Origin of the sequence: Rhizobium sp. TBD182 (assembly GCF_001950375.1) — a bacterium.
Lineage (GTDB): Bacteria > Pseudomonadota > Alphaproteobacteria > Rhizobiales > Rhizobiaceae > Agrobacterium > Agrobacterium tumefaciens.
On the sequence record NZ_BDLN01000006.1, the window covers coordinates 25,545 to 47,738 of the forward strand.

Below are 22,194 nucleotides of genomic sequence, written 5' to 3' on the forward strand. Positions count from 1 at the left end.
ATGTCGTTCAAGCTTGAAATTCAGCGCGGCGCGCGCAGCATGGCGCGGTAACGCGTCTGGCTGCTTTTCAGGTGGTGGCGCATGGCGCTTCTTGCCGCCTCTTCGTCGCCGTTCTGTATAGCAATCAGGATCGCTTCGTGCTCACCGACAAGCCGGTTGAGGTCAGCGGGTGAAAGCACGGTTTCCTTGCCGTTTCCGGCAACGGCGCGGCGCGGAATGAGCGTGGGGCCAAGCACCTGTAGAAACTCGCTGAAGCGCGGATTGTTGGTTGCGTCGGCAACGGCCAGGTGAAAAGCGAAGTCGGCCTCTGCTGTCGGAATGCCCTTGGCGGCGCTGGCGCGGAAGGCATCGAATGCTTCGATGATTTTCTCCTCCTGCGCCGGGGAGCGGCGAACGGCGGCAAGACCGGCGGCATCACCCTCCACGGCGGTGCGCAGTTCGAGCATTTCGATCAGGGACGAGACGCGGGCAAGATCGACATTATGGAACGGCCGTCGCTCGACAGGCGCTGGCTCCAGCACGAAGACGCCCGCACCCTGACGCGGCTCGACCAGCCCGTCGGACCTCAGTGAGGCGATGGCCTCGCGCACCACGGTGCGGCTTACGCCGAATTCCTGCGTCATCTGCGCTTCGGAAGGCAGGCGCTCGCCTGTCTTGTAACGGCCCTTGGCGATCTGGCTGCGGAGCTCCTCAGAAACCTTCATCACAAGCGTCTTGGCTTGCGGAGCTGCCGGTTCGGAGGTTATCGCTTTTGTCATTGTCATCGCCGTTCTAAAAAAGGGTGCAGGTTAGCGTCCGGTATTCCTCGATACGTCATTCGCGGTCCGGCTTGCAATCCCGCTGCACGCGCAGGAAAGACCGGTTATCATGCCTGTCGGTCCCGATTGGCATTTCAAGTCGCCTTGAAGATCGGATTGTCGATGAAAACGCCGCCCTGAAAACGCGCCACCGCATCTTTAGGGTCTGGTTGCGGTGTTGTCTCGGCAATGTGCTGCCGGAAAGTCTCGGCGTTGTCCTTCGGTTTCCAGCCAAGCCAGCCGAGGTGGGAATTGTCCCACCAGCCCGCGTCATTGGCCGATGCGCCCCAGATGACCGGGCAGCCGAGCACCGGCGCGCGGAAAACCGCCTCGATCAGCAATACGAAATCATCCTGCGAAAACCAGGTCGACAACATGCGGTGATTTTGCGGTTCCGGCGTGCAGGAGCCGATGCGGACCAGCGCCGTTTCCTGGCCGAATTTTTCGAAATACATGCGGGCGAGGCTTTCGCCGAAACATTTGGACACGCCGTAAAGACCGTCCGGCCGGAAGGGAACGTTGGGGCCAAGCCGCTCTGTCTGGGAATAATAACCGATCGTGTGATTGGAGCTGGCGAAGACGATTCGCGGCTGCCCATGGGCGCGGGCCGCCTCATAGAGGTTATAAAGCCCGATGATATTACCGTGAAGGATCTGCTCGAAAGGCCGCTCCACCGATATGCCGCCAAGATGGACGATGCCGTCACAATCGGCGACCATCGCATCGACGGCGCTGGCGTCGGCCAGATCGCATTGCACGCATTCCTCGTTCGGTCCGGCAGGATCGAGCGGCGAAAGATCGGCAAGACGCAATATCTCGGCCATGGGTGCGAGGCGCTTGCGCATGACGCGGCCGAGCTGGCCAGCCGCACCTGTAACAAGAAGCCGTTTCATTGCAATTCTCCCTAAACGAATGGACTGCGGATCATCGAGGCTGCGGGAAACCCCATTCAACGTCTCCGGCGTGGTCGAGATATCCAGGTTCCTCTTGACCTTGTCATACAGATCGTACAAAAAGCGGATAACATATATTATGTCCTATACGCAACAATCATGAAGGATGAGTTTGATGCTGACCGTCGAAACAAGGCAGGCCGTCAACCCGGAATATGCAAAAACGCTCGATACCGAAGGGCTTCGCAAGCATTTCCTCGCCAACGACATGTTCCGTTCCGGCGAAATCAGGCTGATCTATACCCATTACGACCGTTTCGTCATGGGCGGCGCGGTGCCTGATGGTGCCCCGCTGATGCTGGACAAGGTCGAGGAAACCAAGACGCCGTCGTTCCTTGACAGGCGCGAGATGGGCATCGTCAATATCGGCGACACCGGCACCGTCAACGCTGGTGGCGAGACGTATACGCTCAATCGTGGCGACGTTCTGTATCTCGGTGCGGGCAGCGGTGCGGTGACCTTCGATGGCGCGGGCCGGTTCTACATCACCTCATGCCCGGCGCATCGCAGCCTGCCGGCAAAGCTCGTCAGCCTTGCCGACAGCAAGGAGGTCAAGCTTGGTGCGACCGAGACCTCCAACAAGCGCACAATCAACCAGTTCATCCACCCACTCGTCATGGAAAGCTGCCAGCTGGTGCTCGGCTATACGACGCTGGAGGACGGCTCCGTCTGGAACACCATTCCGTCGCATATTCATGATCGCCGCATGGAGGCCTATCTCTATTTCGGCATGGATGAAAAGTCGCGCGTTCTGCACCTGATGGGTGAGCCGCAGGAAACGCGGCATCTCTTCATTTCCAACGAAGAGGGTGCCATTTCTCCGCCCTGGTCGATCCATTCCGGCGCTGGCATCGGCTCTTACACGTTCATCTGGGCCATGGCTGGGGACAATGTCGATTATACCGACATGGACTTCATTCAGCCGGGGGATCTGAAATGAAAAATCCCTTTTCGCTTCAAGGGCGTAAGGCGCTGGTGACGGGTGCCAATACGGGGCTTGGTCAAGCAATCGCCGTCGGCCTCGCCGCGGCCGGCGCGGAAGTTGTCTGCGCCGCCCGCCGCGCGCCGGACGAGACGCTGGACATGATCGCGAAGAACGGCGGCAAGGCCGCCGCATTGTCGATTGATTTTGCCGATCCACTCGCCGCCAGGGACAGCTTTGCCGACGCCGGTTTCGATATTCTCGTCAACAATGCCGGCATCATTCGCCGCGCCGATTCCGTGGAGTTTTCAGAGCTCGACTGGGATGAGGTGATGGACGTCAATCTCAAGGCGCTGTTTTTCACCACGCAGGCCTTCGCCAAGGAATTGCTGGCGAAAGGTCGTCCGGGCAAGGTAGTCAATATCGCCTCGCTACTGTCGTTTCAGGGCGGCATCCGCGTGCCGGCTTATACGGCGGCGAAGCATGGCGTTGCGGGTCTGACCAAGCTTCTGGCAAATGAGTGGGCCGCGAAGGGCATCAACGTCAATGCCATTGCGCCCGGTTACATCGAAACCAACAATACCGAGGCGTTGCGGGCGGATGCTGCCCGCAACAAGGCCATTCTCGAGCGCATCCCGGCAGGCCGCTGGGGGCATTCTGAAGACATCGCCGGGGCGGCGGTTTTCCTCGCCTCGCCGGCGGCCGACTATGTGCATGGCGCCATCCTCAATGTCGATGGTGGCTGGCTGGCGCGCTAATGCGCGCCGGTTTTCAAAATTCATCATATAACTTGTATGATGACTTGTTGACAAATATGCGGCAAGCGGTTTAGGTGGCTTCCAGTCAGTGAACTTGCAGAGGAATACGGATTATGAACCCTGAACAAATCAAGGCGGCGCTTGGCTCCGGCCTGCTCTCCTTCCCGGTAACGCATTTTGATTCCGAGGGTCGTTTTGCGGCCGATAGCTACAGGGCGCATGTCGAATGGCTTGCCGGTTACAAGGCGCCGGTGCTGTTTGCCGCCGGCGGTACGGGCGAGTTCTTCTCGCTGAAGCCGGATGAAATCCCTGCTATCGTTTCGGCTGCCAAGGAAGTGGCCGGTGAAACGGCAATCGTTTCCGGCTGCGGCTACGGCACCGAGGTTGCGGTTGATATTGCACGCTCGGTGGAAAAAGTCGGTGCTGATGGCATCCTGCTTCTGCCGCATTACCTCATCGATGCGCCGCAGGAAGGCCTTTACGCGCACATCAAGAAAATATGCCAGTCGGTCGGCATCGGCGTCATGGTTTATAACCGCGACAATTCGGTGCTTCAGGCGGATACGCTGGCGCGTCTCTGCGATGAGTGCCCGAACCTCGTCGGCTTCAAGGACGGCACCGGTGATATCGGTCTCGTTCGCCAGATCACCGCCAAGATGGGTGACCGCCTGATGTATCTCGGCGGCATGCCGACGGCGGAACTGTTTGCCGAAGCCTATCTCGGCGCCGGTTTCACGACCTATTCCTCGGCCGTCTTCAACTTCGTGCCGGGCCTTGCCAACGAGTTCTATGCGGCGCTGCGGGCCGGCGAGCGCGCCACCTGCGAACGCATCCTGACGGAATTCTTCTATCCGTTCATGGCGATCCGCAATCGCGCCAAGGGTTACGCTGTCTCCGCCATCAAGGCTGGCGTTCGCCTGCAGGGCTTTGATGCGGGTCCGGTGCGCGCGCCGCTGAAGGATCTGACGAATGAGGAAATCGGCATGCTCGATGCCCTGATCGGCACGCACAAGCGCAAGGTGTGATCAAGGTATAACGGGAGGGGAACGATGAAGATCACAGCGGTGCGCACGCATCTGCTCGAACATCGGCTGGCCACGCCGTTTGAAAGCGCATCCATGCGCTTTGACCGGCGTGCCCACGTTCTGGTCGAAATCGAATGCGATGACGGGACCGTCGGCTGGGGCGAATGCCTCGGTCCGGCGCGACCGAACGCCGCCGTGGTTCAGGCCTATTCCGGTTGGCTTATTGGCCAGGATCCCCGCCAGACCGAAAAGATCTGGGCTGTGCTTTACAATGCCCTGCGCGACCAGGGCCAGCGCGGCCTCAGCATTACAGCCCTGTCCGGCATCGATATAGCGCTGTGGGATATCAAGGGAAAGCATTACGGCACCTCCATCTCCATGCTGCTCGGCGGGCGCTGGCGCGAAAGCGTGCGCGCCTACGCCACCGGCAGCTTCAAGCGTGATGGGGTCGACCGCATCTCCGACAATGCCAATGAGATGGCTGAGCGCCGTGCAGAGGGTTTTCACGCCTGCAAGATCAAGATCGGTTTCGGCATCGAGGAGGATCTTGCGGTCATTGCCGCCGTGCGCGAAGCGATCGGGCCGGATATGCGGCTGATGATCGACGCCAATCACGGCTATACCGTTACCGAAGCCATCGCGCTCGGCAATCGTGCGGCTGAATACGGCATCGACTGGTTCGAGGAGCCGGTGGTTCCCGAGCAGCTCGATGCCTATGCGCGCGTGCGGGCAGGCCAACCAATCCCGGTTGCGGGAGGCGAGACCTGGCACGGGCGTTACGGCATGTGGCAGGCGCTTTCCGCCGGTGCCGTGGATATTCTCCAACCAGACCTCTGCGGTTGCGGCGGCTTTTCCGAAACGCAGAAGATTGCCACGCTTGCCACGCTGCACGGCGTGCGCATTGTGCCGCATGTGTGGGGCACGGGCGTGCAGATCGCCGCTGCCCTGCAGTTCATGGCCGCGATGGTGCCCGATCCGGTGCGGGTAAACCCCGTCGAGCCGATCATGGAATTCGATCGGACGCATAATCCGTTCCGTCAGGCCGTGCTGCAACAGCCGGTAGAGGCGGTGAACGGTGTCGTCGCCATTCCCGAGGGTCCCGGTCTCGGCATCGAGATCAACCGCGACGCACTCGTTGAATTCAGGATGCCACAGCCATGAGCGAACTTGTCAGAAAACTAAGCGGGACACCGCCGCAGCCAGCGTTTCCGAAAGGGGCGGTCGATACTCAGATGCATATGTATCTGCCCGGATATCCAGCCTTGCCGGGTGGGCCCGGCCTGCCTCCGGGTGCGCTGCCGGGGCCTGAGGATTATCGCCAGCTCATGCAATGGCTCGGCATCGACCGCGTCATCATCACCCAGGGCAACGCCCAACAGCGAGATAACGGCAACACGCTGGCCTGCGTGGCAGAAATGGGCGAGGCAGCCCGCGCGGTGGTGATTATCGATGAGAAGACGACTGAAAAGGACATGGAACGACTTGCCGCTGCCGGTGCCGTGGGCGCCCGTATCATGGATTTGCCTGGCGGCGCGGTGAACCTATCGGAACTGGAAGCGGTGGATCAGCGTGCCCATGCGGCCGACTGGATGGTGGCGGTTCAGTTCGACGGCAATGGGCTTCTCGATCATTTGCCGCGCCTTGAAAAAATCCGTTCGCGCTGGGTCTTCGACCACCATGGAAAATTCTTCAGGGGTATCGACACGGATGGCCCGGAAATGGCGGCACTTTTGAAGCTCATCGATCGCGGCAATCTCTGGTTCAAGTTTGCCGGTGTTTATGAAAGTTCGCGCGACGCCTGGCCCTATGAAGATGTTGCAGCCTTTTCGCGCCGTATCGCTGCCCATGCTCCGGAGCGGATCGTCTGGGGGACGAACTGGCCGCACAATTCGGTCCGTGAGACGGCTGCCTATCCGGATGATGCCCGCCTTGCGGAGCTCACACTCGGCTGGCTGCCGGACGATGCGGCCCGTCACCGAGCGCTGGTGGAAAATCCAGAAGCCCTGTTCAAGCTGCCGCCACTCAAGGCGGTGTAGTTTCAATTCGGGATAGTTGGGGAAAGGGAGGTCCCCATCATCCTTTGCAGATGAAAGGTCTTTGCATGCCGGCCCGGATGGGCGTGAAAAATTCGGTCCGTTAGCCTTGGAGGGGTGGGGCCGTTGTTACAACGGAGGAGGAAGAAATGAAAAAGATTGCAAGCATGATGTGCATCGCGATGGGGATCGCGCTGTCAGGCGTTTCCGCCAAGGCGCAGGAAATCACCCTGCGCTCGGCCGATATTCATCCCGACGGTTATCCGACGGTTGAAGCCGTGAAATATATGGGCGAACTTCTGTCGGAACGCTCCAATGGCCGCATCAAGGTGCAGGTCATGAACAATTCGGTTCTCGGCGGTGAGAAGGATACCATCGAGCAGACCCGCTTCGGCGTCATCGACATGAACCGCGTCAACGCTGCGCCTTTCAACAATCTCGTCAAGGAAACCACCGTTCTCGGCCTGCCTTTCCTGTTCCGTTCGACGGAACACATGCACAATACCGTAGACGGCCCGATCGGCGATGAGGTTCTGGCAGCTTTCGAACCGCACGGCCTGATCGGTCTTGCCTTTTACGATTCCGGTGCGCGTTCCTTCTACACAACCAAGAAGCCCATCGAAAAACTGGCGGACCTGAAGGGCCTCAAAATCCGCGTGCAGCAATCGGATCTGTGGATTTCGATGATGCAGGCGTTTGGCGCCAACCCTACGCCGATGCCGATGGGCGAGGTTTACTCCTCGCTTGAAACAGGCGTTGTCGATGGTGCGGAAAACAACTGGCCGTCCTACGAATCCGCCCGTCACTATGAAGTGGCGAAGAACTATTCGCTGACGGAACATTCCCTCAATCCGGAAATCCTCGTCATCTCCAAGATTTCCTATGACAAGCTGTCGCCGGAAGATCAGAAGCTGCTGCGTCAGGCAGCCAAGGATTCCGTTGGCAAGATGCGTGAATTGTGGAGTGCGCGCGAAAAGGCCTCGGAAGAAAAAGTACGCGCCGGTGGCGCCAACGTCATCAAGGTCAACAAGGAAGAGTTCGCCGCCGCGATGGGGCCGGTCTACGACAAGTTCGTCACCGATCCGAAAATGAAAGACCTTCTTGAGCGGGTAAAAGCCGTCAAGTGACATAGGGAAAACCGGCTCTGGCAACAGGGCCGGTTTTCTTTTGTCGTCATTGGTCTGAGGTTGGAGGAGGAAGGCAAATGCGAAACTTCATGCGGGCGATCCGCCCATTTCTCGGCGCGCTCAGCCGTGCGTCACTTTACATCGCCGGCGTCGGCATGGTCGCCATGACCCTTATCGTCGGCTGGCAGGTGTTTGCCCGTTATATCCTGAATGATTCACCAAGTTGGTCCGAGCCGCTGTCGCTTCACCTTATGTCATGGTTCATCATGCTGGGGGCGGCGGTGGGCGTGCGTGAAAGCGTGCATCTGGGGCTGGATATTCTGCGCTATATGATGCCGCCGCGCATACAGGCGGCGATGGACCTGACCAGTCTGGCACTGATCTTCTTTTTCGGGGTTGGCATGTGCTGGTACGGAACCGTCCTCTCTGCCGGAACATGGACGGCGACGATCCCTGTTCTTGGATGGCCGGGCGGCATGGATTTCTTCCCGCTGATCGGTGGCGGTTTTCTGATCGCGCTGTTTGCAGCCGAACGCTTTATCGATCTTGCCATCGGCGAGGAAATCGCGGCGGATGTGTTTGTGCAGGAGGCCGCGTAAATGGCTTACACAATCCTCTTCGGTGTCTTCACCCTTCTGATGCTGATCGGTACGCCGATTGCGTTCTGCCTCGGCATTGCCTCCTTCGCCACCGTTCTTTATCTCGGCCTGCCGCCCATAGTGGTCTTCCAGCAGATGAACTCCGGCATGAACGTGTTTGCGATGATGGCGATCCCGTTCTTCATCTTCGCGGGTGACCTCATGGTCCGCGGCGGTATAGCCCATCGTCTGATCCGTTTTGCGGCCGGTCTTGTCGGTCATCTGCGCGGCGGTCTGGGGCAGGTCAACATCGTCGCTTCGACATTGTTCGGCGGCATTTCCGGCTCGGCTGTCGCCGACGCCTCGGCCGTTGGTGGCCTGATGATCCCGCAAATGGCCAAGCGCGGTTATGACCGGGATTACGCCGTCAACGTCACTGTCAACGCCGCCATCATCGCGCTGATGATCCCGCCTTCGCACAATATGATCCTTTATTCGATCGCGGCGGGTGGCAATGTTTCGGTGGCCGATCTCTTCACCGCCGGCATCATTCCAGGCCTGCTGCTTGCTGCGGCCCTGATGGTCACCGCCTATATCGTCGCGCGGCGCAAGGGTTACCCGTCCGAGCCGTTTCCCGGCTTTTCGAAGCTGATGTATTATCTTCTGGCGTCCTTTCCCGGCATTCTGTTGATCGGCATCATCTTCGGCGGCGTTCGTTCGGGTATCTTCACCGCGACGGAGAGTTCCTGCATTGCCGTTCTCTATGCCTTCCTTGTCGCCATGCTTGTCTATCGTGAGCTGGACTGGAGCGGTTTCGTGGAGGCGGTGATGGGGGCGGTTCGCACGACAGCGATGGTTCTGCTCGTCATCGGCACGGCTGCGTCGTTCGGCTGGTTGATGGCGTTTCTGCAGGTACAGACACTGATGATCGCGACAATCAGCGCGATTTCGGACAATCCGATTATCGTGCTTCTGGTCATCAACGTCATTCTGCTCTTGCTCGGCACTTTCATGGATATGGCACCGATGGTCATCATTTCCACGCCGGTGCTTCTGCCTGTCGTGAAGGCCTTCGGCATCGATCCCGTGCATTTCGGCGTCGTGATGATCCTGAACGCCGGTATCGGTCTCAATACGCCGCCGGTCGGAACGGTGCTCTTCGTGGGATGTGCGGTTGGCGGCATAACGATACGGGAAGCGATGCGAACGATCTGGCCGTTCTTCGGCGCCAGCATAGCCGTGCTGCTCGCCGTCACCTACATTCCGTCGCTTTCACTTTGGTTGCCGTCACTTTTCCGGTAGTTCCAAAGCTTTATCGCAAGAAGGCCCCGCTATGCCGGGGCCTTTTGCATTTCGGTGGCAAGCAGCCTCTGCTGTTCGTGCTCGTCAAACGCCATCAGATTGCCGTGCCGGCTGCGGCGTATCCTGTTCATGTGGTCGCGCGGGCTCAACCCCAATGTGCGCTTGAACATCCGTGAAAAATAATAGGGATCTCCATAACCTACTTCTGCCGCCGCAGCCGCAACTGAAAGCCCGGCTTCAAGAAAATGCATGGCACGTTCCATGCGTTTGAATTCCTGATATTTCCTCGGCGTGCGCCCCACCCGTTTCTGGAACTCACGCAGGAAATAGTCGCGATTATAGGGGGCTGCGTCGGTCGCCCTTGCGGCGATTTCAGGGTCGAGCGGATTGGCGGAAATCATCGTGATCGCTTTCATGACAGCCAGATCCAGGGCTTCGGCACCTTCCGGCTGGAAACTTGGACGGTCGACCCATCCGAGAAGTGCATCATCGATAAATGCGATCAGCAACACCATGAACAGGTGATGCTGGCCAAGCGTGACAGAGGAGGGCGGAGCGCTCTGCCGATAGTGGCGCACCAGCGGCTCCAGCAGCGGCCAGCGGCTCAGCGAAAGTTTCGGCTTGAGGTCCATCTGCGCGACAAGGTTGTGGCGACCGTAAATATCCAGCGTGAAATGCTGTGCCACTCCCCGATAGGTGACGGCCTGTTCATTCCAGCCGATAAAATGCTGCCCCCTGAAAATCAGCATGGCGTCGCCAGGCTCCAGCACCCGTGCTTCACCGTCCACGAGATAATGCCCGCGACCCTCCAGGCAGATAATGAGATCGTCCACCTGATTGGATTTGTCGATCTGCCAGGTGCGGGAGTGCTCCATCTTGATCGTGGCGCGCGTGAGATTAAGCGTGAGCGCCGCAGGCGGAACGGACGAGAGAATGCCACCTTCGATTTCGTCCATCTTTTTCCTCGTCTTTGTTAATTCACCTTGGCTCGGAAATTTGGTTTTGTCACCTCACAAACTGCTAATGCGCGCCGTATCAATGAGGGAGGAGATCGGCTTCGGCGAGAAATTGCGCCATCATGCGCCCGCCGTCAGCCGTTCCGGGAGAATCACTTGCACGAAATTGTATTCTGTTATCCGCGCCTTTCCGGGGTGGGGGAGGAGCGTCATGAAATCTAATCGCTTCCTCGGGCTGGGATATCTGACGCCCTACATCATCGGACTTCTGGTTTTCACGGCGATCCCGTTTCTAGGTTCCCTGTATCTCAGCTTCACCCGCTACGACCTGATGAGTGACCCCACATGGGCGGGACTGGCCAATTACGAGCGGCTCTTCACCCGTGATCGCACGTTCATGAAATCCCTGAACGTCACCCTGTTTTATGTGTTTCTGACGGTGCCGTTGAAGCTTGCCTTCGCGCTGTTCATCGCGGCAATACTCAATTACAAGCTGCAATTCATCAATTTTTTCCGCACCGCCTTTTACGTTCCGTCCATCCTCGGCGGTTCGATCGCGATTGCGGTGCTGTGGCGCTACATCTTCGCAAGCGAAGGGCTGGCCAACATGGCGCTGGCGGCAATCGGCCTGTCGCCGGTGGACTGGTTTGGCGATCCCGCCAATGCGCTTTTTACAATTACGCTGCTGCGCTGCTGGCAGTTCGGTTCGGCCATGGTGATCTTTCTCGCCGCGCTGCAATCCATCGACAAGTCGCTTTATGAGGCAGCGGCAATCGACGGCGCAGGCAAGGTAAAGACGTTCTTCTTCATCACCCTGCCGCTTCTGACGCCGGTCATCTTTTTCAACCTGATCATGCAGATGGTGCAGGCATTCCAGGAGTTTAACGGGCCTTACATCATCACCCAGGGCGGGCCGTTGAAGTCTACCTATCTGCTGCCTCTCTATATTTACGATGAGGCTTTCAAGAAGTTCAACATGGGCTATGCCTCCGCCATCGCCTGGGTTCTTTTCACCATCATCACCGTGCTGACCCTCGTGGCCTTCTGGTCCTCGAAAAAATGGGTCTATTACGCCGGCGACAAGCGGAATTGATGCCATGACCGATATCGCAACCTTAAACGACATGCAGGCCGCCCGCCGGGCAAGGCTCCGGCTGTTATCAACCTCTGTCCGGTACACGCTGCTGTTCGCGGTCGGCTTCATCATGCTCTATCCGCTGATCTGGCTGGTCGGCGCAAGCTTCAAGACCAACTCCGAGATCTTTTCCGGTGCAGGTTTCATTCCTGAGACGCCAACGCTGGACGGTTACATCCGCGGCTGGGAGACCTCCACGCCCTACACGTTCGGCCGGTTTTTCTGGAATTCGTTCCTGATCATCCTGCCGAAGGTCATCGGAACGGCGATTTCCTGCACCATGGCGGCCTATGCCTTCGCGCGCTTCGATTTTCCGCTGAAGAAAATCCTGTTTGGCTCGGTCATCGCCATCCTGCTTTTGCCCAATGTCGTAACCCGCATTCCGCAATATATCCTGTTCCGTGACCTCGGCTGGCTGGATAGTTTCCTGCCGCTATGGGTTCCCTCGGCACTAGCCGGTGACGCCTTTTTCGTCTTTATGCTTGTGCAGTTCCTGCGCTCGCTGCCCTCGGATATGGAGGAAGCCGCCCGTGTGGATGGCGCCAACAGTCTGCAGACGCTGGTCTACATCGTCGTGCCGATGCTGGCGCCGGCGCTGATCTCGGTCTGCCTTTTCCAGTTCATGTGGACGATGAACGACTTTCTGGGACCGCTGATCTACCTGTCCTCGGTCGATAAATATCCGGTGAGCCTGGCGCTCAAACTCTCCATCGACACCACCGAAGCCTTCGAATGGAACCGCATCCTGGCGATGTCGGTGCTGACGATCGCGCCTGCGCTCGTCGTGTTTTTCGCGGCGCAACGGTATTTCATTGAAGGGATCTCGTCTGGCGGGATCAAGGGCTGAAAATGGCAAGCGTTCAACTTAAAAATCTCGAAAAAGTCTATGGCGGCAGCTTCAAGGCCGTGCACGGCATCAATCTCGAAATCGAGGACGGCGAGTTCATGGTCTTCGTCGGCCCGTCCGGCTGCGCCAAATCCACCACGCTGCGCATGGTGGCGGGGCTGGAGGAAATCACCGGCGGTGAAATCCTCATCGGAGATCAGCGCGTCAACGACCTGCCGCCCGGCAAGCGCTCCATTGCCATGGTGTTCCAGAACTATGCGCTCTATCCGCATATGAAGGTGCGCGGCAATCTTGCTTTCGGTCTCAAGATTGCCGGTGTTGCCAAGCCCGAGATCGAGAAGGCAATCGACAATGTCGCGCGCATTCTCGAAATCGAGCCCTTGCTGGATCGCCTGCCGAAACAGCTTTCCGGCGGGCAGGCGCAACGTGTTGCTTTGGGCCGTGCCCTCATCAAGAAACCGGGCGTGTTCCTGTTCGATGAGCCCCTTTCGAATCTCGATGCGAAGCTGCGCGCTTCCATGCGTGTGCGCATTACCGATCTGCATCGCCAGCTGAAGGCGGAGGGCCTGTCTTCGACCGTCGTCTACGTGACGCACGATCAGACGGAAGCCATGACCATGGGCGACCGTATCTGCGTCATGCAGGCCGGGCGCATCATGCAGGTCGCCACGCCGAAGGAACTCTACAACCGGCCCGCCAATCTGTTCGTCGCCGGTTTCATTGGCATGCCGGAAATGAACCTTGTGGATGTGGCGATCGACGGGGCGGAGTTCGTCATCGGTGGGCAACGTCTTCCGATAGGGGACCATCTGGAAAAGCGGCTTTCAGCCAGACCGGCGGACGCCGTCATCGGCATCCGTCCGCAGCATCTTTCGTTAGCCGGTGAGGCCGATGGGCCTGCGCTGCAGGCTAAACTGACCAACGCCGAATTCATGGGGCACGAGGTCTATCTGCATGCCGATCTGGGCGGACAGAAGCTCGTGAGCGTGGTGGGAGCAGCCGAATTCGAGGCGCTTGGGCGCGACGGCATTCTGCGACTGAAGCCGGACCCCGAGAAGCTGCATATTTTCGACAAGGCCGATGGCCGCAATGTCTCGCTGTGAGGAGGGGACGAGCGTGCCTGATTTTTCGAGGAGGAGAAGAACAATGAAGATGACGACGATGACGAGAACAATGGCGATGCTGGCCGGCGCTGCCTATCTGGCCACGGTGGCTGCGCCTGCGGCGGGTGCCGCGGAACTGCGTATGTCGTGGTGGGGCGGCGAAAGCCGTCATGTCGCCACTCAGAAGGCGATTGCCGCCTGCGGTGAAAAATACAGCCACACGGTCAAAGGTGAATTTACCGGCTTCGATGGATATCTGGAAAAACTGACCACGCAAATGGCAGGCAAGACGGAGGCTGATATCGTTCAGGTGAACTGGCCATGGATGCCGCTGTTTTCCAAGAATGGTGAAGGTTTTGCTGATCTGCGTCAGCTGAAACCTCTCGATCTTTCGCAATGGGCCGAGACGGATCTGGAAGCGGGTTCTATGAACGGGGTGCTTCAGGGCCTTTCAGTCTCCACCACCGGCCGCGTGTTTTTTTTCAACGCCACCACCTTCGAGAAGGCTGGCGTTGAAATCCCCAAGACATGGGATGAATTCTTCGCGGCAACAAAAACCATCAAGGAAAAGCTCGGCAAGGATCATTACACCTTCAATGCCGTAAAGGAGACTGCCCAGCTTCTCGTGACACTCGCCGTGGTGCAGAAAACCGGAAACGATCTGGTCGACCCCAAGACCAACCGTGTCGCCTGGACGCCGGAGGAACTGGCGGAAGGTATCTCGTTCGTCGGCAAGCTGGTGGAAACCGGCTCCATTCGCTCCCAGAAAGAGGAAGCGGCCGATGGCAACGTCAATCTTTATGAAAAGCCGTCGTGGTCCGAAGGCCGTATCGCTGGTTCCTATGAATGGGATTCCACCTATTCGAAATATGCCGATCCCCTGAAGGATGGGCAGGTGCTGAAACCCGTGCCGATGCTGAAGCTTGCCGATGCCGTAACGGAAGGCGTTTATCGCAAGCCTTCCATGGTCTTTTCTATCTCGAAAAACTCGAAGAACCCTGAAGCGGCAGCGCAAATCCTGAACTGCCTGCTGAACGAGCCTGAGGGCATCGATGCGCTTGGCACGTCTCGCGGCCTGCCTGCTTCCAAGGCTGCGGCGCAGCGTCTGGGCGACAAGGGTGAGCCGGAAGTGCGCGCCGCCAACGCCATCGTCATGGCGGCATCTGGACCGGTAGTTTCGCCCTTCAACGAACATCCGGAAATCCGCTCCGGCTTCATCGATACGCTGGAGGAATATGCCTATGGCCAGCTGACGGCGGAAGAGGCGGCTGAGCAGATCATCGATACCACCAATGACGTTCTGGCCAAATTCGATTGACGACAATGGCCCGCCGCGCTTGCGGCGGCGGGCTCTTTATCCGGTTGCCGGGTGACATGGGCATTCCCGCCGATTGTTTTCGCGGGACATGCACGAACAACGAGAAACGAGCATGAACGAACCCTCTATCATCGCGCTTTCGGCGCGAACGGCGGCGCTTTGCCTCGCTGTACCCGGTGCGCGATATCGCCTGCCGCAGACGGCATGGCGGCTGACTTCGCAAGATGGTGATTTACGAGCCGGAAAAACCGCCACCGTGGTGACGCTGCTGCATGATCTGCGTCCGGATACACGGTATCTGTTCGAAGCGGATGGGTTCGCAAGCCTGGAGTTCAGGACAGCGCCCTGCGCGGGGCTTGTCGAGGCGACGGCATTTTCGCTGACGCCGGATATTGCGCTTGACGACGAAGCCGGCGCACGCGCCAACGCCCGCGCTCTGGAAGAGGCAGTTGCCGCCGTGCCTGCGGGCGGCACGTTGCGATTTGCTGCCGGCCTCTGGACAGCGTTTCCCGTGCGGTTGAAAAGCGACATGACGTTTCATCTTGCGGAAGGGGCCGTGCTGCGCGCACCCTCCACCCGCAATGGCTGGCCGATCCTGCCTGCCCGCGATGAGACGGGCCGCATGCTCGGCAGTTGGGAAGGGCTACCGGATGCCTGTTTCGCTGCGCCGGTCCATGCCATCGGCGCAGATAATCTCGTGATCGAAGGCACAGGCGTCCTCGATGGTTCCGGCGACAGAGGCGACTGGTGGAGCTGGCCGAAAGAAACCCGTGACGGCGCGCGCCGACCGCGCGGCCTGCATCTCGTCTCCTGCCGCAATGTCGGGCTTTTCGGTTTCACCATTCGCAATGCACCGTCCTGGACGGTCCATCCACAAGGGTGCGAGACCCTGACAGCGGCGGGTCTCACAATCAGCGCTCCGCATAACAGCCCCAATACCGATGGTTTCAACCCGGAAAGCTGCCGCAACGTGACGATATCAGGCGTGCGCTTTTCAGTGGGCGACGATTGCATTGCTGTGAAGGCAGGCAAACGCGGGCCGAACGGCGAGGACGACCATCTGGCGGAAACACGCGGCGTCAGCGTGCGCCATTGCCTGATGGAGCGCGGCCATGGCGGGCTGGTGATCGGCTCGGAAATGTCGGGTGGCGTGCATGACGTAACCGTAGAGGACTGCGACATGGTTGGCACGGATCGCGGCTTGCGTCTCAAGACGCGGCGGGGCCGTGGCGGTTCAGTCAGCGATATCACCATGCGCCGCGTGTTGCTGGATGGCGTGCATACCGCGCTTTCCGCCAATGCCCATTACCATTGCGATGCCGATGGGCATGACGGCTGGGTGCAGTCGCGAGACCCTGCACCTGTCGACGACGGGACCCCGTTTATCGACGGAATTACTGTCGAAGATGTGGAAATCCGCCATCTGGCACATGCCGCCGGCGTCTTTCTCGGTTTAGCGGAGGCCCCAATCCGCAATATCGCCATTCGCAATCTCACAATCGTCTCGCGTGATCCTGTAGCCGTGGCCACACCGCCGATCATGGCCGATGGGGTGCGCCCCATGCTGCATGAGGGGATCGTTTTCGAACAGGCTGAAATCATTTGCGACGATCCTGCGCTGCTGAGCGCCTCTGCCGTTTCCCACTCACAGATTTCAATCGAGAAAACCCATGAAAGCCACTGATTATTTTGATCAATTCTCCAGCCGCTATAGGCACTACAAGGGCGGGAGCTGGTGTTATGAGGATGGCTGTGTTTATCGGGGTTTGCAGCACCTGTTCGAAGCGACCGGCGACCGGCGCTGGAACGAACATCTGCATCGTCTGGCTGACACCCAGATAGCGGCAGACGGAGTGCTCGCCGGTTACGATCCGCAGGAATACAATATCGATCACATCCTCGCCGGTCGCATTCTGTTTCCTCTGGCAGCGGAAACGGGCGATCCACGTTATCTCGCTGCGGCGGAACATCTTGCGGGCCAACTCCGCAGCCATCCGCGTACGGGCGCCGGTAATTATTGGCACAAGAAGCGTTATCCGCATCAGGTCTGGCTGGATGGCCTTTATATGGGACTTCCTTTCCAGATCGAATATGCGCAGGCGACTAGTGACGCCGAACTTATCGACGATGCGCTACAGCAATTCTCAACCGCACTCACGCTGACGGCGGATGCCGGTGGGCTCTATGTCCATGGTTATGACGAAAGCCGCAACCAGCGCTGGGCCGATCCCGTGAGCGGCCAATCCCCGGCGGTATGGGCCCGCGCCGTCGGCTGGCTCGCCATGGCGCTGGTCGATGCGTTGGTGATGTTGCCGGCTGATGGCGCAACGATCGGACTTCGGGAACGCGCGGGCCTGCTTCTGGCCGGTATTGTTGCCCGGCAGACTAAAACCGGTCTCTGGATGCAGGTTCTGGACAAACCGGATCTTGCCGGAAACTACGAGGAAACCTCCGCTTCGGCGATGTTCGCCTATGCCTTACTGCGGGCTGCGCGGTTGGGGCTTTTGCAGGGAGAGGAAGCAAATGCGGCTCTTTCGGCGGGCCGGTCCGCGCTTGAGGCCCTGCTTGAGAGACAGCTCAAGGTGGACGAAAAGGGTATCGTCCGTCTCACCGGCATCGTGCATGTCGCGGGCCTCGGCGGTTTCGAGGGCAATTATCGCGATGGGTCTCCGGATTATTACCTGACCGAGCCGGTTGTATCCGATGACGCCAAAGGCGTCGGGCCGCTGATGATGGCCTATGCCGAAAGCCTGCTTTTGGCATGACGGCGCGGTCATCTTAACGGGCACAGGGTGTTTTGTGGCATGAGATCATGCCACTTTTGCCAAGATCACCGTCTGGATCAGGCCCTGTTTTTTGTGGTTCGCGATTGTGATCGTGCCACCGAAGCGCTCGATGATTTCTCTGGCGATGGCTAGACCCAACCCCACACCAGGGATCGACTTTCGCCGCCCGAGATCGACCCGAAAGAAGGGCTCGAAAATCCGGCCGATCAGTTCCTGCGGAATGCCAGGGCCTTCATCGCGGATTGTAACGACGACCTCGCTCTCGTCCTCGGTTAGATCGATCCGTGCCGTTTTGCCATGGGTGACGGCATTGAGGATGAGGTTGCGCAAGGCTCTTTTAAGCGCAAGTGGAGCGGCCTTGATGATCATGGCGGCTTCCGGTTTCATAAAGTCGAGCGCATCAGCGTAACCGAGATCAGAAAGTTCGCTAACGATTTCGCCGAGAAGCCTGCCGATATCGATCATCTTGACGGTATCCTGGCTCACTTCCTCGCGCACAAGCAGAATGGCGCTATCCGCGATGGCGTTCAGTTCCTCGAGGTCCGCCAGCCATTTGCCCCGCTCTTCGTCGTTTTCGATGAATTCTGCCCGCAGACGCATGCGGGTCATTGGGGTTCTCAAGTCATGGCCAGCGGCTGCGACGAGGCGCATTCGGCTTTCCATTGCCGCCTTCAGGCGGCGGGCGAGTTCGTTCAAGGCCCGCGCCGTGGCGCGGATTTCACCCGGACCTGTTTCCGACAAATGGGGTAGCGAACCATCGGGTCCGATGCTTGCAGCGGCGTTTTCCAGCATGTCGAGGGGGCGGGTGATCTTTCTGGCGGCGAAGATGGAAACAGCAGCACTGCCAAGAATGATCAGCCCGATCCACATGCCGAAAATCTTCCAGCCGCCCGGGGGAGGACCCATATGCGGAATTTCCGCGACCAGCCATCCGCTTTTTTCCAGCGCTATAGCCGCCACCGGGGCATTACTTCCAGGCGCGCGGATCACAATTGCGGTGCGCGGCTCGCCAACCTGTGCAAGGGCCTTTTCTAGAAACTCCGAAAGCATTCCGTCAAGATCACCTTCAGGCGGCTTCTGTTCAATGCGGAAATAGCCGGGTTGTTGCAGCGAGGGGTCGCGTTCGGCCATGGTCACGGCAAAGGCAAGGCTGCGGGCAACGGGCTCGATGGTGGCATCTGGCGGCGGCGGCTGCAATGTCTGATCTGCCACCACAGTTGCAAGCGCGATGACCGCGATGATGGAGACGATCAACAGTGCGGCGATACGGTTTCTGAGCGAGCTCATCGATGCACCGGCAGGGTTCTGACCTGAACCGTCATCTGGTAACCGCCATTGCGAACGGTTTTGAAGATCGGAGCCCGGGCATCGGTTTCGAGCTTCTTGCGCAACCGGCTCATCAACACGTCGACGGAGCGGTCGAACGGTCCGCGGTCCTTGCCCTGCGTAAGATCGAGCAGCTGATCGCGGGAAAGAAGCCGGCCGGGCCTGTCGAGGAAGACTTTCAGCAGATCGAACTCCGCCCCCGTCAGCTCGATCCTCTCACCGCTGGCGTGGATGACGGAGCGCTGTTCCGGATCGGCGGTGAAGTCCGAAAAACCATAAGCGGTGGATGAGCCGCGAGGTACTTCCTGAGGTACTGCGCGGCGCAGCACGGCCTTGATCCGCGCCGTCAGTTCTCGCGGATTGAAGGGTTTGCCAAGATAGTCGTCGGCGCCAATTTCCAGCCCAACGATCCGGTCGACATCCTCCTTGAGCGCTGTCAGGAGAATGACGGGCGTGCGCGGCCGGCGGCCTTGGAGATCGCGGCAGATATCGAGGCCGGAACCATCCGGCAGCATCACGTCGAGCACGATGAGATCGGGATCGGAGCAGGCGAACTGTTCTTCGAACTCACGCCTGTCGGCTGCCATAGAAACGCGAAACCCCTGCGAGCCGAGATATTTCGCGAGCAATGTACGTATCTCCGGATCATCATCCACGATCAAAATATGTGTCACCGAAACTGTCGCCATATCATCCAACCTTTTGATGCCACTATACATAAGCGGAGCAAAGAAACGGCGGATTTTTGCAACGAAAGCTTGCTGCGGCCGCTCTGGCAACATTCGGTTACAAATAGGCCGCGCGTGGAACAAGACCCGCAACATTGGGACCAAAGCCGGAAACGCTTAGCTCCTATCGTCTTCTCAGGTTGGAAAACGAAAAGGAAGGTAAGATGAGAAACGCTCTAATCGCCACCGCCGTCGTCGTGACAACTGTTCTTGGCGCTTCGGCCACCTCCCGGGCTGCGGAGCAGGGTGAACCAGTGCCGCAGGCATCGGAACAGGCCATGCCGCCGCTGGCCAGTCCTGACTTCGGTTCGAATAGTGGTCCGGAGCAAAGGCTGCCGCATGGCCGCAAGATGGCCGGGCCTGAGATGCTACGCCCGGATATGATGGGGCCGGATATATTGGGCCCGGATATATTGGGGTTGGCGACGAAACTTTCGGCAGCGGAAATCTATCTCGGCGTCACACCTGAACAGCTTGGTCCGTGGCGCGCCTATACCACTGCGCTGATCGATCTTGTTTTGCCCACTTCGGAACTCAAGCCATTGCCGCCGAAGGGACCGGGTGCGACGGGGCTAGAGCCTCGTCTTGCCGGTGAGGAACTGGCCGGCATCACAATGAAAAAGGCAGAACAGGCTAAAGCACTTCAGGACGCAGCGGCTACGCTGAAACCAAAACTTTCGCCGCAGCAGGTGCAGAAGCTTGCTGAACTCGAACGCGCATTGATGCCGCCTCCGCCTCCCGTCCCGCATGATGGCCGTGCACGAGACCGTCGCATCGAGCCTCCGCATGGCGACAGGATGCCGCCGCTGCCTCAGGCAGAGCGGGGCTGACGCCACTCTTCAAAGTTTCCTCCTTTAATAGCCCCCCAGCAAAGGAGGAAATCAGCCGGAAACGGCTGAAGCCGGGGGATCGCTCGCCTGCGATCCCCCGCGTGATTTTCAAGCGAGAAGATGATGATGAGATATTTCTACCTGATGCTGGCGACGGTTTTTGGTTTGAGCTTCGTCTGGTCGGTCGCTGCGGCCGGTGACAGGCCGATGCGAGATCCGGCGGCGAAATCCCGGCAGGAAGAACAGTGGCACCAACCCGTCTGTGCCAAGGAACGGCGCGAAAATGCACACGGCAAGCGTCGTCACGACACCTGCCGCAAGGCATCCGCCAGAAAGTCTGTTGCCGCCTATGAATGGATCGAAGCAGACAACGGCTTCATCCTAGTGAAACACGACATGAGGTCGGTTTCTTCTTTTGAGTAGACCGGCCGGACAGGACAGGACGATGAAAATGGTTCGCAAAGCAGGTGTGGCGCTGACGGTTGTCGCGCTCGTCCTGGGTGGCTACTGGTTTTCGTCACAATATACGCGGGCCGCAACGCCCGGTTATATCACCTCGTCTGTGAAGCGCGGTGATATCGAGCAGACTGTTCTGGCGACTGGAACGCTCAAACCCGTTCGTCTGGTGGCCGTCGGCGCGCAGGCCTCCGGTCGCATCACCGCCGTCAAGGTCGCACTTGGAGATACGGTCAAGGCGGGCGATCTCATTGCCGAGATCGATTCCGTTACCCAGAATAACAGCCTGCGCACGGCGCTGGCAGCGCTTGCAAACGTGAAGGCGCAGCGGGTGGAAAAGCAGGCGACACTTGTTCTCAACCGCCAGAGCCTTGTCCGCCAACAGGAAATGGTGTCGAAAAATGCCGCCTCCCGTGCGGATTTCGAAAGCGCCACTGCAGCGCTCGCAGTCACCCAGGCGCAGATCGAAGCGATCGACGCCCAGATCGAGGAGGCACAGGTCGCTGTCGAAACGGCAAAGGCCAATCTCGGCTATACGAGGATCACCGCGCCCATCGAAGGCACTGTTCTGTCTATCGTCAGTCAGGAAGGGCAGACCGTCAACGCCACGCAGTCCGCGCCGACAATCGTGATCCTAGGCCAGCTCGACCGGATGACGGTGCGCACGGAAATCTCCGAAGCAGATGTGACGCGCGTAAAAGCCAGTTTGCCAGTTTACTTCACGGTGCTGGGTGAGCCGCAGCAGCGTTACGACGCGACGCTTACGTCCATTGAACCGGCGCCTGAATCAGTGCGCAGCGACTCCAGCTTCAGCTCCTCGACGTCTTCCTCGACCACATCGTCCTCTTCCAGCACCTCGTCGTCGGAGGCGATCTATTATAATGGCGTGTTCGAAGTGCCGAACCCGGACGGCAAGTTGCGCACCTATATGACGGCGGAGGTCCATATCGTCCTTGGTGAAGCGAAGGACGTGCTAACCGTTCCGGCGGCGGCCCTTGGTAGCAAGGGCGCCAACGATGACTATGCCGTGCGTGTGCTAGACACCGATGGCAGAATTTCCGAACGCAGGGTCCAGATCGGTCTGAACGACAAGGTAACGGCGGAAGTACGTTCCGGCCTTGCCGAGAACGAGCGCGTGGTGACCGGCGAACTTTCCATCGACACCACCAAAAACGCCGTGCCGGGGCCTGGTGGCCCGCCGATGGGTTTTTGAA

At 59.0% G+C, this 22,194-nt stretch carries 22 protein-coding genes; 17 read left to right on the forward strand and 5 right to left on the reverse strand.

The window, feature by feature from the left end; translation table 11 throughout:
- Positions 1-20: 20 nt before the first annotated feature.
- Positions 21-758, reverse strand: a complete 738-nt coding sequence (locus T18_RS17880) for a FadR/GntR family transcriptional regulator (RefSeq protein WP_038493829.1) — start codon at positions 756-758, stop codon at positions 21-23.
- 134 nt (positions 759-892) lie between these two features.
- A complete protein-coding gene (locus T18_RS17885; RefSeq protein ID WP_038493827.1) occupies positions 893-1,690 on the reverse strand; it encodes an NAD-dependent epimerase/dehydratase family protein in 798 nt (265 codons plus the stop codon).
- 175 nt (positions 1,691-1,865) lie between these two features.
- Between T18_RS17885 and kduI the strand changes: the two genes are divergently transcribed.
- The 8 genes from kduI to T18_RS17925 all read left to right on the forward strand — a co-directional run bounded on the left by kduI (position 1,866) and on the right by T18_RS17925 (position 9,495).
- Entirely contained in the window at positions 1,866-2,690 is an 825-nt protein-coding gene (gene kduI / locus T18_RS17890) for a 5-dehydro-4-deoxy-D-glucuronate isomerase (RefSeq protein ID WP_013761418.1), read from the forward strand.
- Positions 2,687-3,430, forward strand: a complete 744-nt coding sequence (gene kduD / locus T18_RS17895) for a 2-dehydro-3-deoxy-D-gluconate 5-dehydrogenase KduD (protein ID WP_038493824.1) — start codon at positions 2,687-2,689, stop codon at positions 3,428-3,430. The genes kduI and kduD overlap by 4 nt, the downstream gene beginning before the upstream one ends.
- A gap of 113 nt (positions 3,431-3,543) precedes the next feature.
- A complete protein-coding gene (gene kdgD, locus T18_RS17900; protein WP_003517921.1) occupies positions 3,544-4,455 on the forward strand; it encodes a 5-dehydro-4-deoxyglucarate dehydratase in 912 nt (303 codons plus the stop codon).
- Positions 4,456-4,479: 24 nt separating this feature from the next.
- Positions 4,480-5,616 (forward strand): D-galactarolactone cycloisomerase, encoded by a 1,137-nt coding sequence (locus T18_RS17905; protein WP_038493821.1) that lies wholly within the window; start codon positions 4,480-4,482, stop codon positions 5,614-5,616.
- A complete protein-coding gene (locus T18_RS17910; protein ID WP_013761415.1) occupies positions 5,613-6,491 on the forward strand; it encodes an amidohydrolase family protein in 879 nt (292 codons plus the stop codon). The genes T18_RS17905 and T18_RS17910 overlap by 4 nt, the downstream gene beginning before the upstream one ends.
- Positions 6,492-6,637: 146 nt before the next feature.
- Positions 6,638-7,615, forward strand: a complete 978-nt coding sequence (locus tag T18_RS17915; protein ID WP_003517915.1) for a TRAP transporter substrate-binding protein — start codon at positions 6,638-6,640, stop codon at positions 7,613-7,615.
- 77 nt (positions 7,616-7,692) lie between these two features.
- Positions 7,693-8,214, forward strand: a complete 522-nt coding sequence (locus T18_RS17920) for a TRAP transporter small permease (protein WP_019566473.1) — start codon at positions 7,693-7,695, stop codon at positions 8,212-8,214.
- Entirely contained in the window at positions 8,215-9,495 is a 1,281-nt protein-coding gene (locus T18_RS17925; RefSeq protein ID WP_003517912.1) for a TRAP transporter large permease, read from the forward strand.
- Positions 9,496-9,524: 29 nt separating this feature from the next.
- On the opposite strand, the gene T18_RS17930 is transcribed toward T18_RS17925, so the two are convergent.
- Positions 9,525-10,451: a helix-turn-helix domain-containing protein gene (locus T18_RS17930; protein ID WP_038493817.1), complete on the reverse strand. Its 927-nt coding sequence runs from the start codon at positions 10,449-10,451 to the stop codon at positions 9,525-9,527.
- A 211-nt stretch (positions 10,452-10,662) separates the two neighbouring features.
- On the opposite strand from T18_RS17930, the gene T18_RS17935 reads away from it, so the two are divergent.
- The 6 genes from T18_RS17935 (at position 10,663) to T18_RS17960 (ending at position 17,619) form a co-directional block, all read left to right on the forward strand.
- Positions 10,663-11,544 (forward strand): carbohydrate ABC transporter permease, encoded by an 882-nt coding sequence (locus T18_RS17935; RefSeq protein ID WP_003517909.1) that lies wholly within the window; start codon positions 10,663-10,665, stop codon positions 11,542-11,544.
- Positions 11,545-11,548: 4 nt separating this feature from the next.
- Entirely contained in the window at positions 11,549-12,433 is an 885-nt protein-coding gene (locus tag T18_RS17940; protein WP_038493814.1) for a carbohydrate ABC transporter permease, read from the forward strand.
- Between the two features lie 2 nt (positions 12,434-12,435).
- Positions 12,436-13,536 carry an ABC transporter ATP-binding protein gene (locus T18_RS17945; RefSeq protein WP_035199333.1) on the forward strand — a complete coding sequence of 367 codons (1,101 nt, stop codon included), beginning with the start codon at positions 12,436-12,438 and terminating at the stop codon, positions 13,534-13,536.
- A 49-nt stretch (positions 13,537-13,585) separates the two neighbouring features.
- On the forward strand, positions 13,586-14,854 hold the full coding sequence (locus T18_RS17950; protein WP_038495769.1) for an ABC transporter substrate-binding protein: 1,269 nt from the start codon (positions 13,586-13,588) through the stop codon (positions 14,852-14,854).
- 112 nt (positions 14,855-14,966) lie between these two features.
- Positions 14,967-16,538 carry a glycoside hydrolase family 28 protein gene (locus T18_RS17955; protein WP_038493811.1) on the forward strand — a complete coding sequence of 524 codons (1,572 nt, stop codon included), beginning with the start codon at positions 14,967-14,969 and terminating at the stop codon, positions 16,536-16,538.
- Complete coding sequence (locus tag T18_RS17960) at positions 16,525-17,619, forward strand: glycoside hydrolase family 105 protein (protein WP_019566467.1); 1,095 nt, start codon at positions 16,525-16,527, stop codon at positions 17,617-17,619. Before T18_RS17955 ends, T18_RS17960 begins: the two co-directional genes overlap by 14 nt.
- A 45-nt stretch (positions 17,620-17,664) precedes the next feature.
- Here the strand turns inward: T18_RS17960 and T18_RS17965 are convergent, their stop codons facing one another.
- Both T18_RS17965 and T18_RS17970 read right to left on the reverse strand, forming a co-directional pair.
- Positions 17,665-18,927, reverse strand: a complete 1,263-nt coding sequence (locus T18_RS17965) for an ATP-binding protein (RefSeq protein WP_038493808.1) — start codon at positions 18,925-18,927, stop codon at positions 17,665-17,667.
- A complete protein-coding gene (locus T18_RS17970) occupies positions 18,924-19,655 on the reverse strand; it encodes a response regulator (protein ID WP_193559229.1) in 732 nt (243 codons plus the stop codon). Before T18_RS17970 ends, T18_RS17965 begins: the two co-directional genes overlap by 4 nt.
- Before the next feature lie 203 nt (positions 19,656-19,858).
- On the opposite strand from T18_RS17970, the gene T18_RS17975 reads away from it, so the two are divergent.
- The 3 genes from T18_RS17975 (at position 19,859) to T18_RS17985 (ending at position 22,193) form a co-directional block, all read left to right on the forward strand.
- Complete coding sequence (locus T18_RS17975) at positions 19,859-20,524, forward strand: hypothetical protein (protein ID WP_038495766.1); 666 nt, start codon at positions 19,859-19,861, stop codon at positions 20,522-20,524.
- Between the two features lie 126 nt (positions 20,525-20,650).
- Positions 20,651-20,947, forward strand: coding sequence for a hypothetical protein (locus tag T18_RS17980; protein WP_038495763.1), 297 nt, complete (start codon positions 20,651-20,653; stop codon positions 20,945-20,947).
- Positions 20,948-20,969: 22 nt separating this feature from the next.
- Complete coding sequence (locus tag T18_RS17985) at positions 20,970-22,193, forward strand: efflux RND transporter periplasmic adaptor subunit (protein WP_019566463.1); 1,224 nt, start codon at positions 20,970-20,972, stop codon at positions 22,191-22,193.
- Position 22,194: the final 1 nt, after the last annotated feature.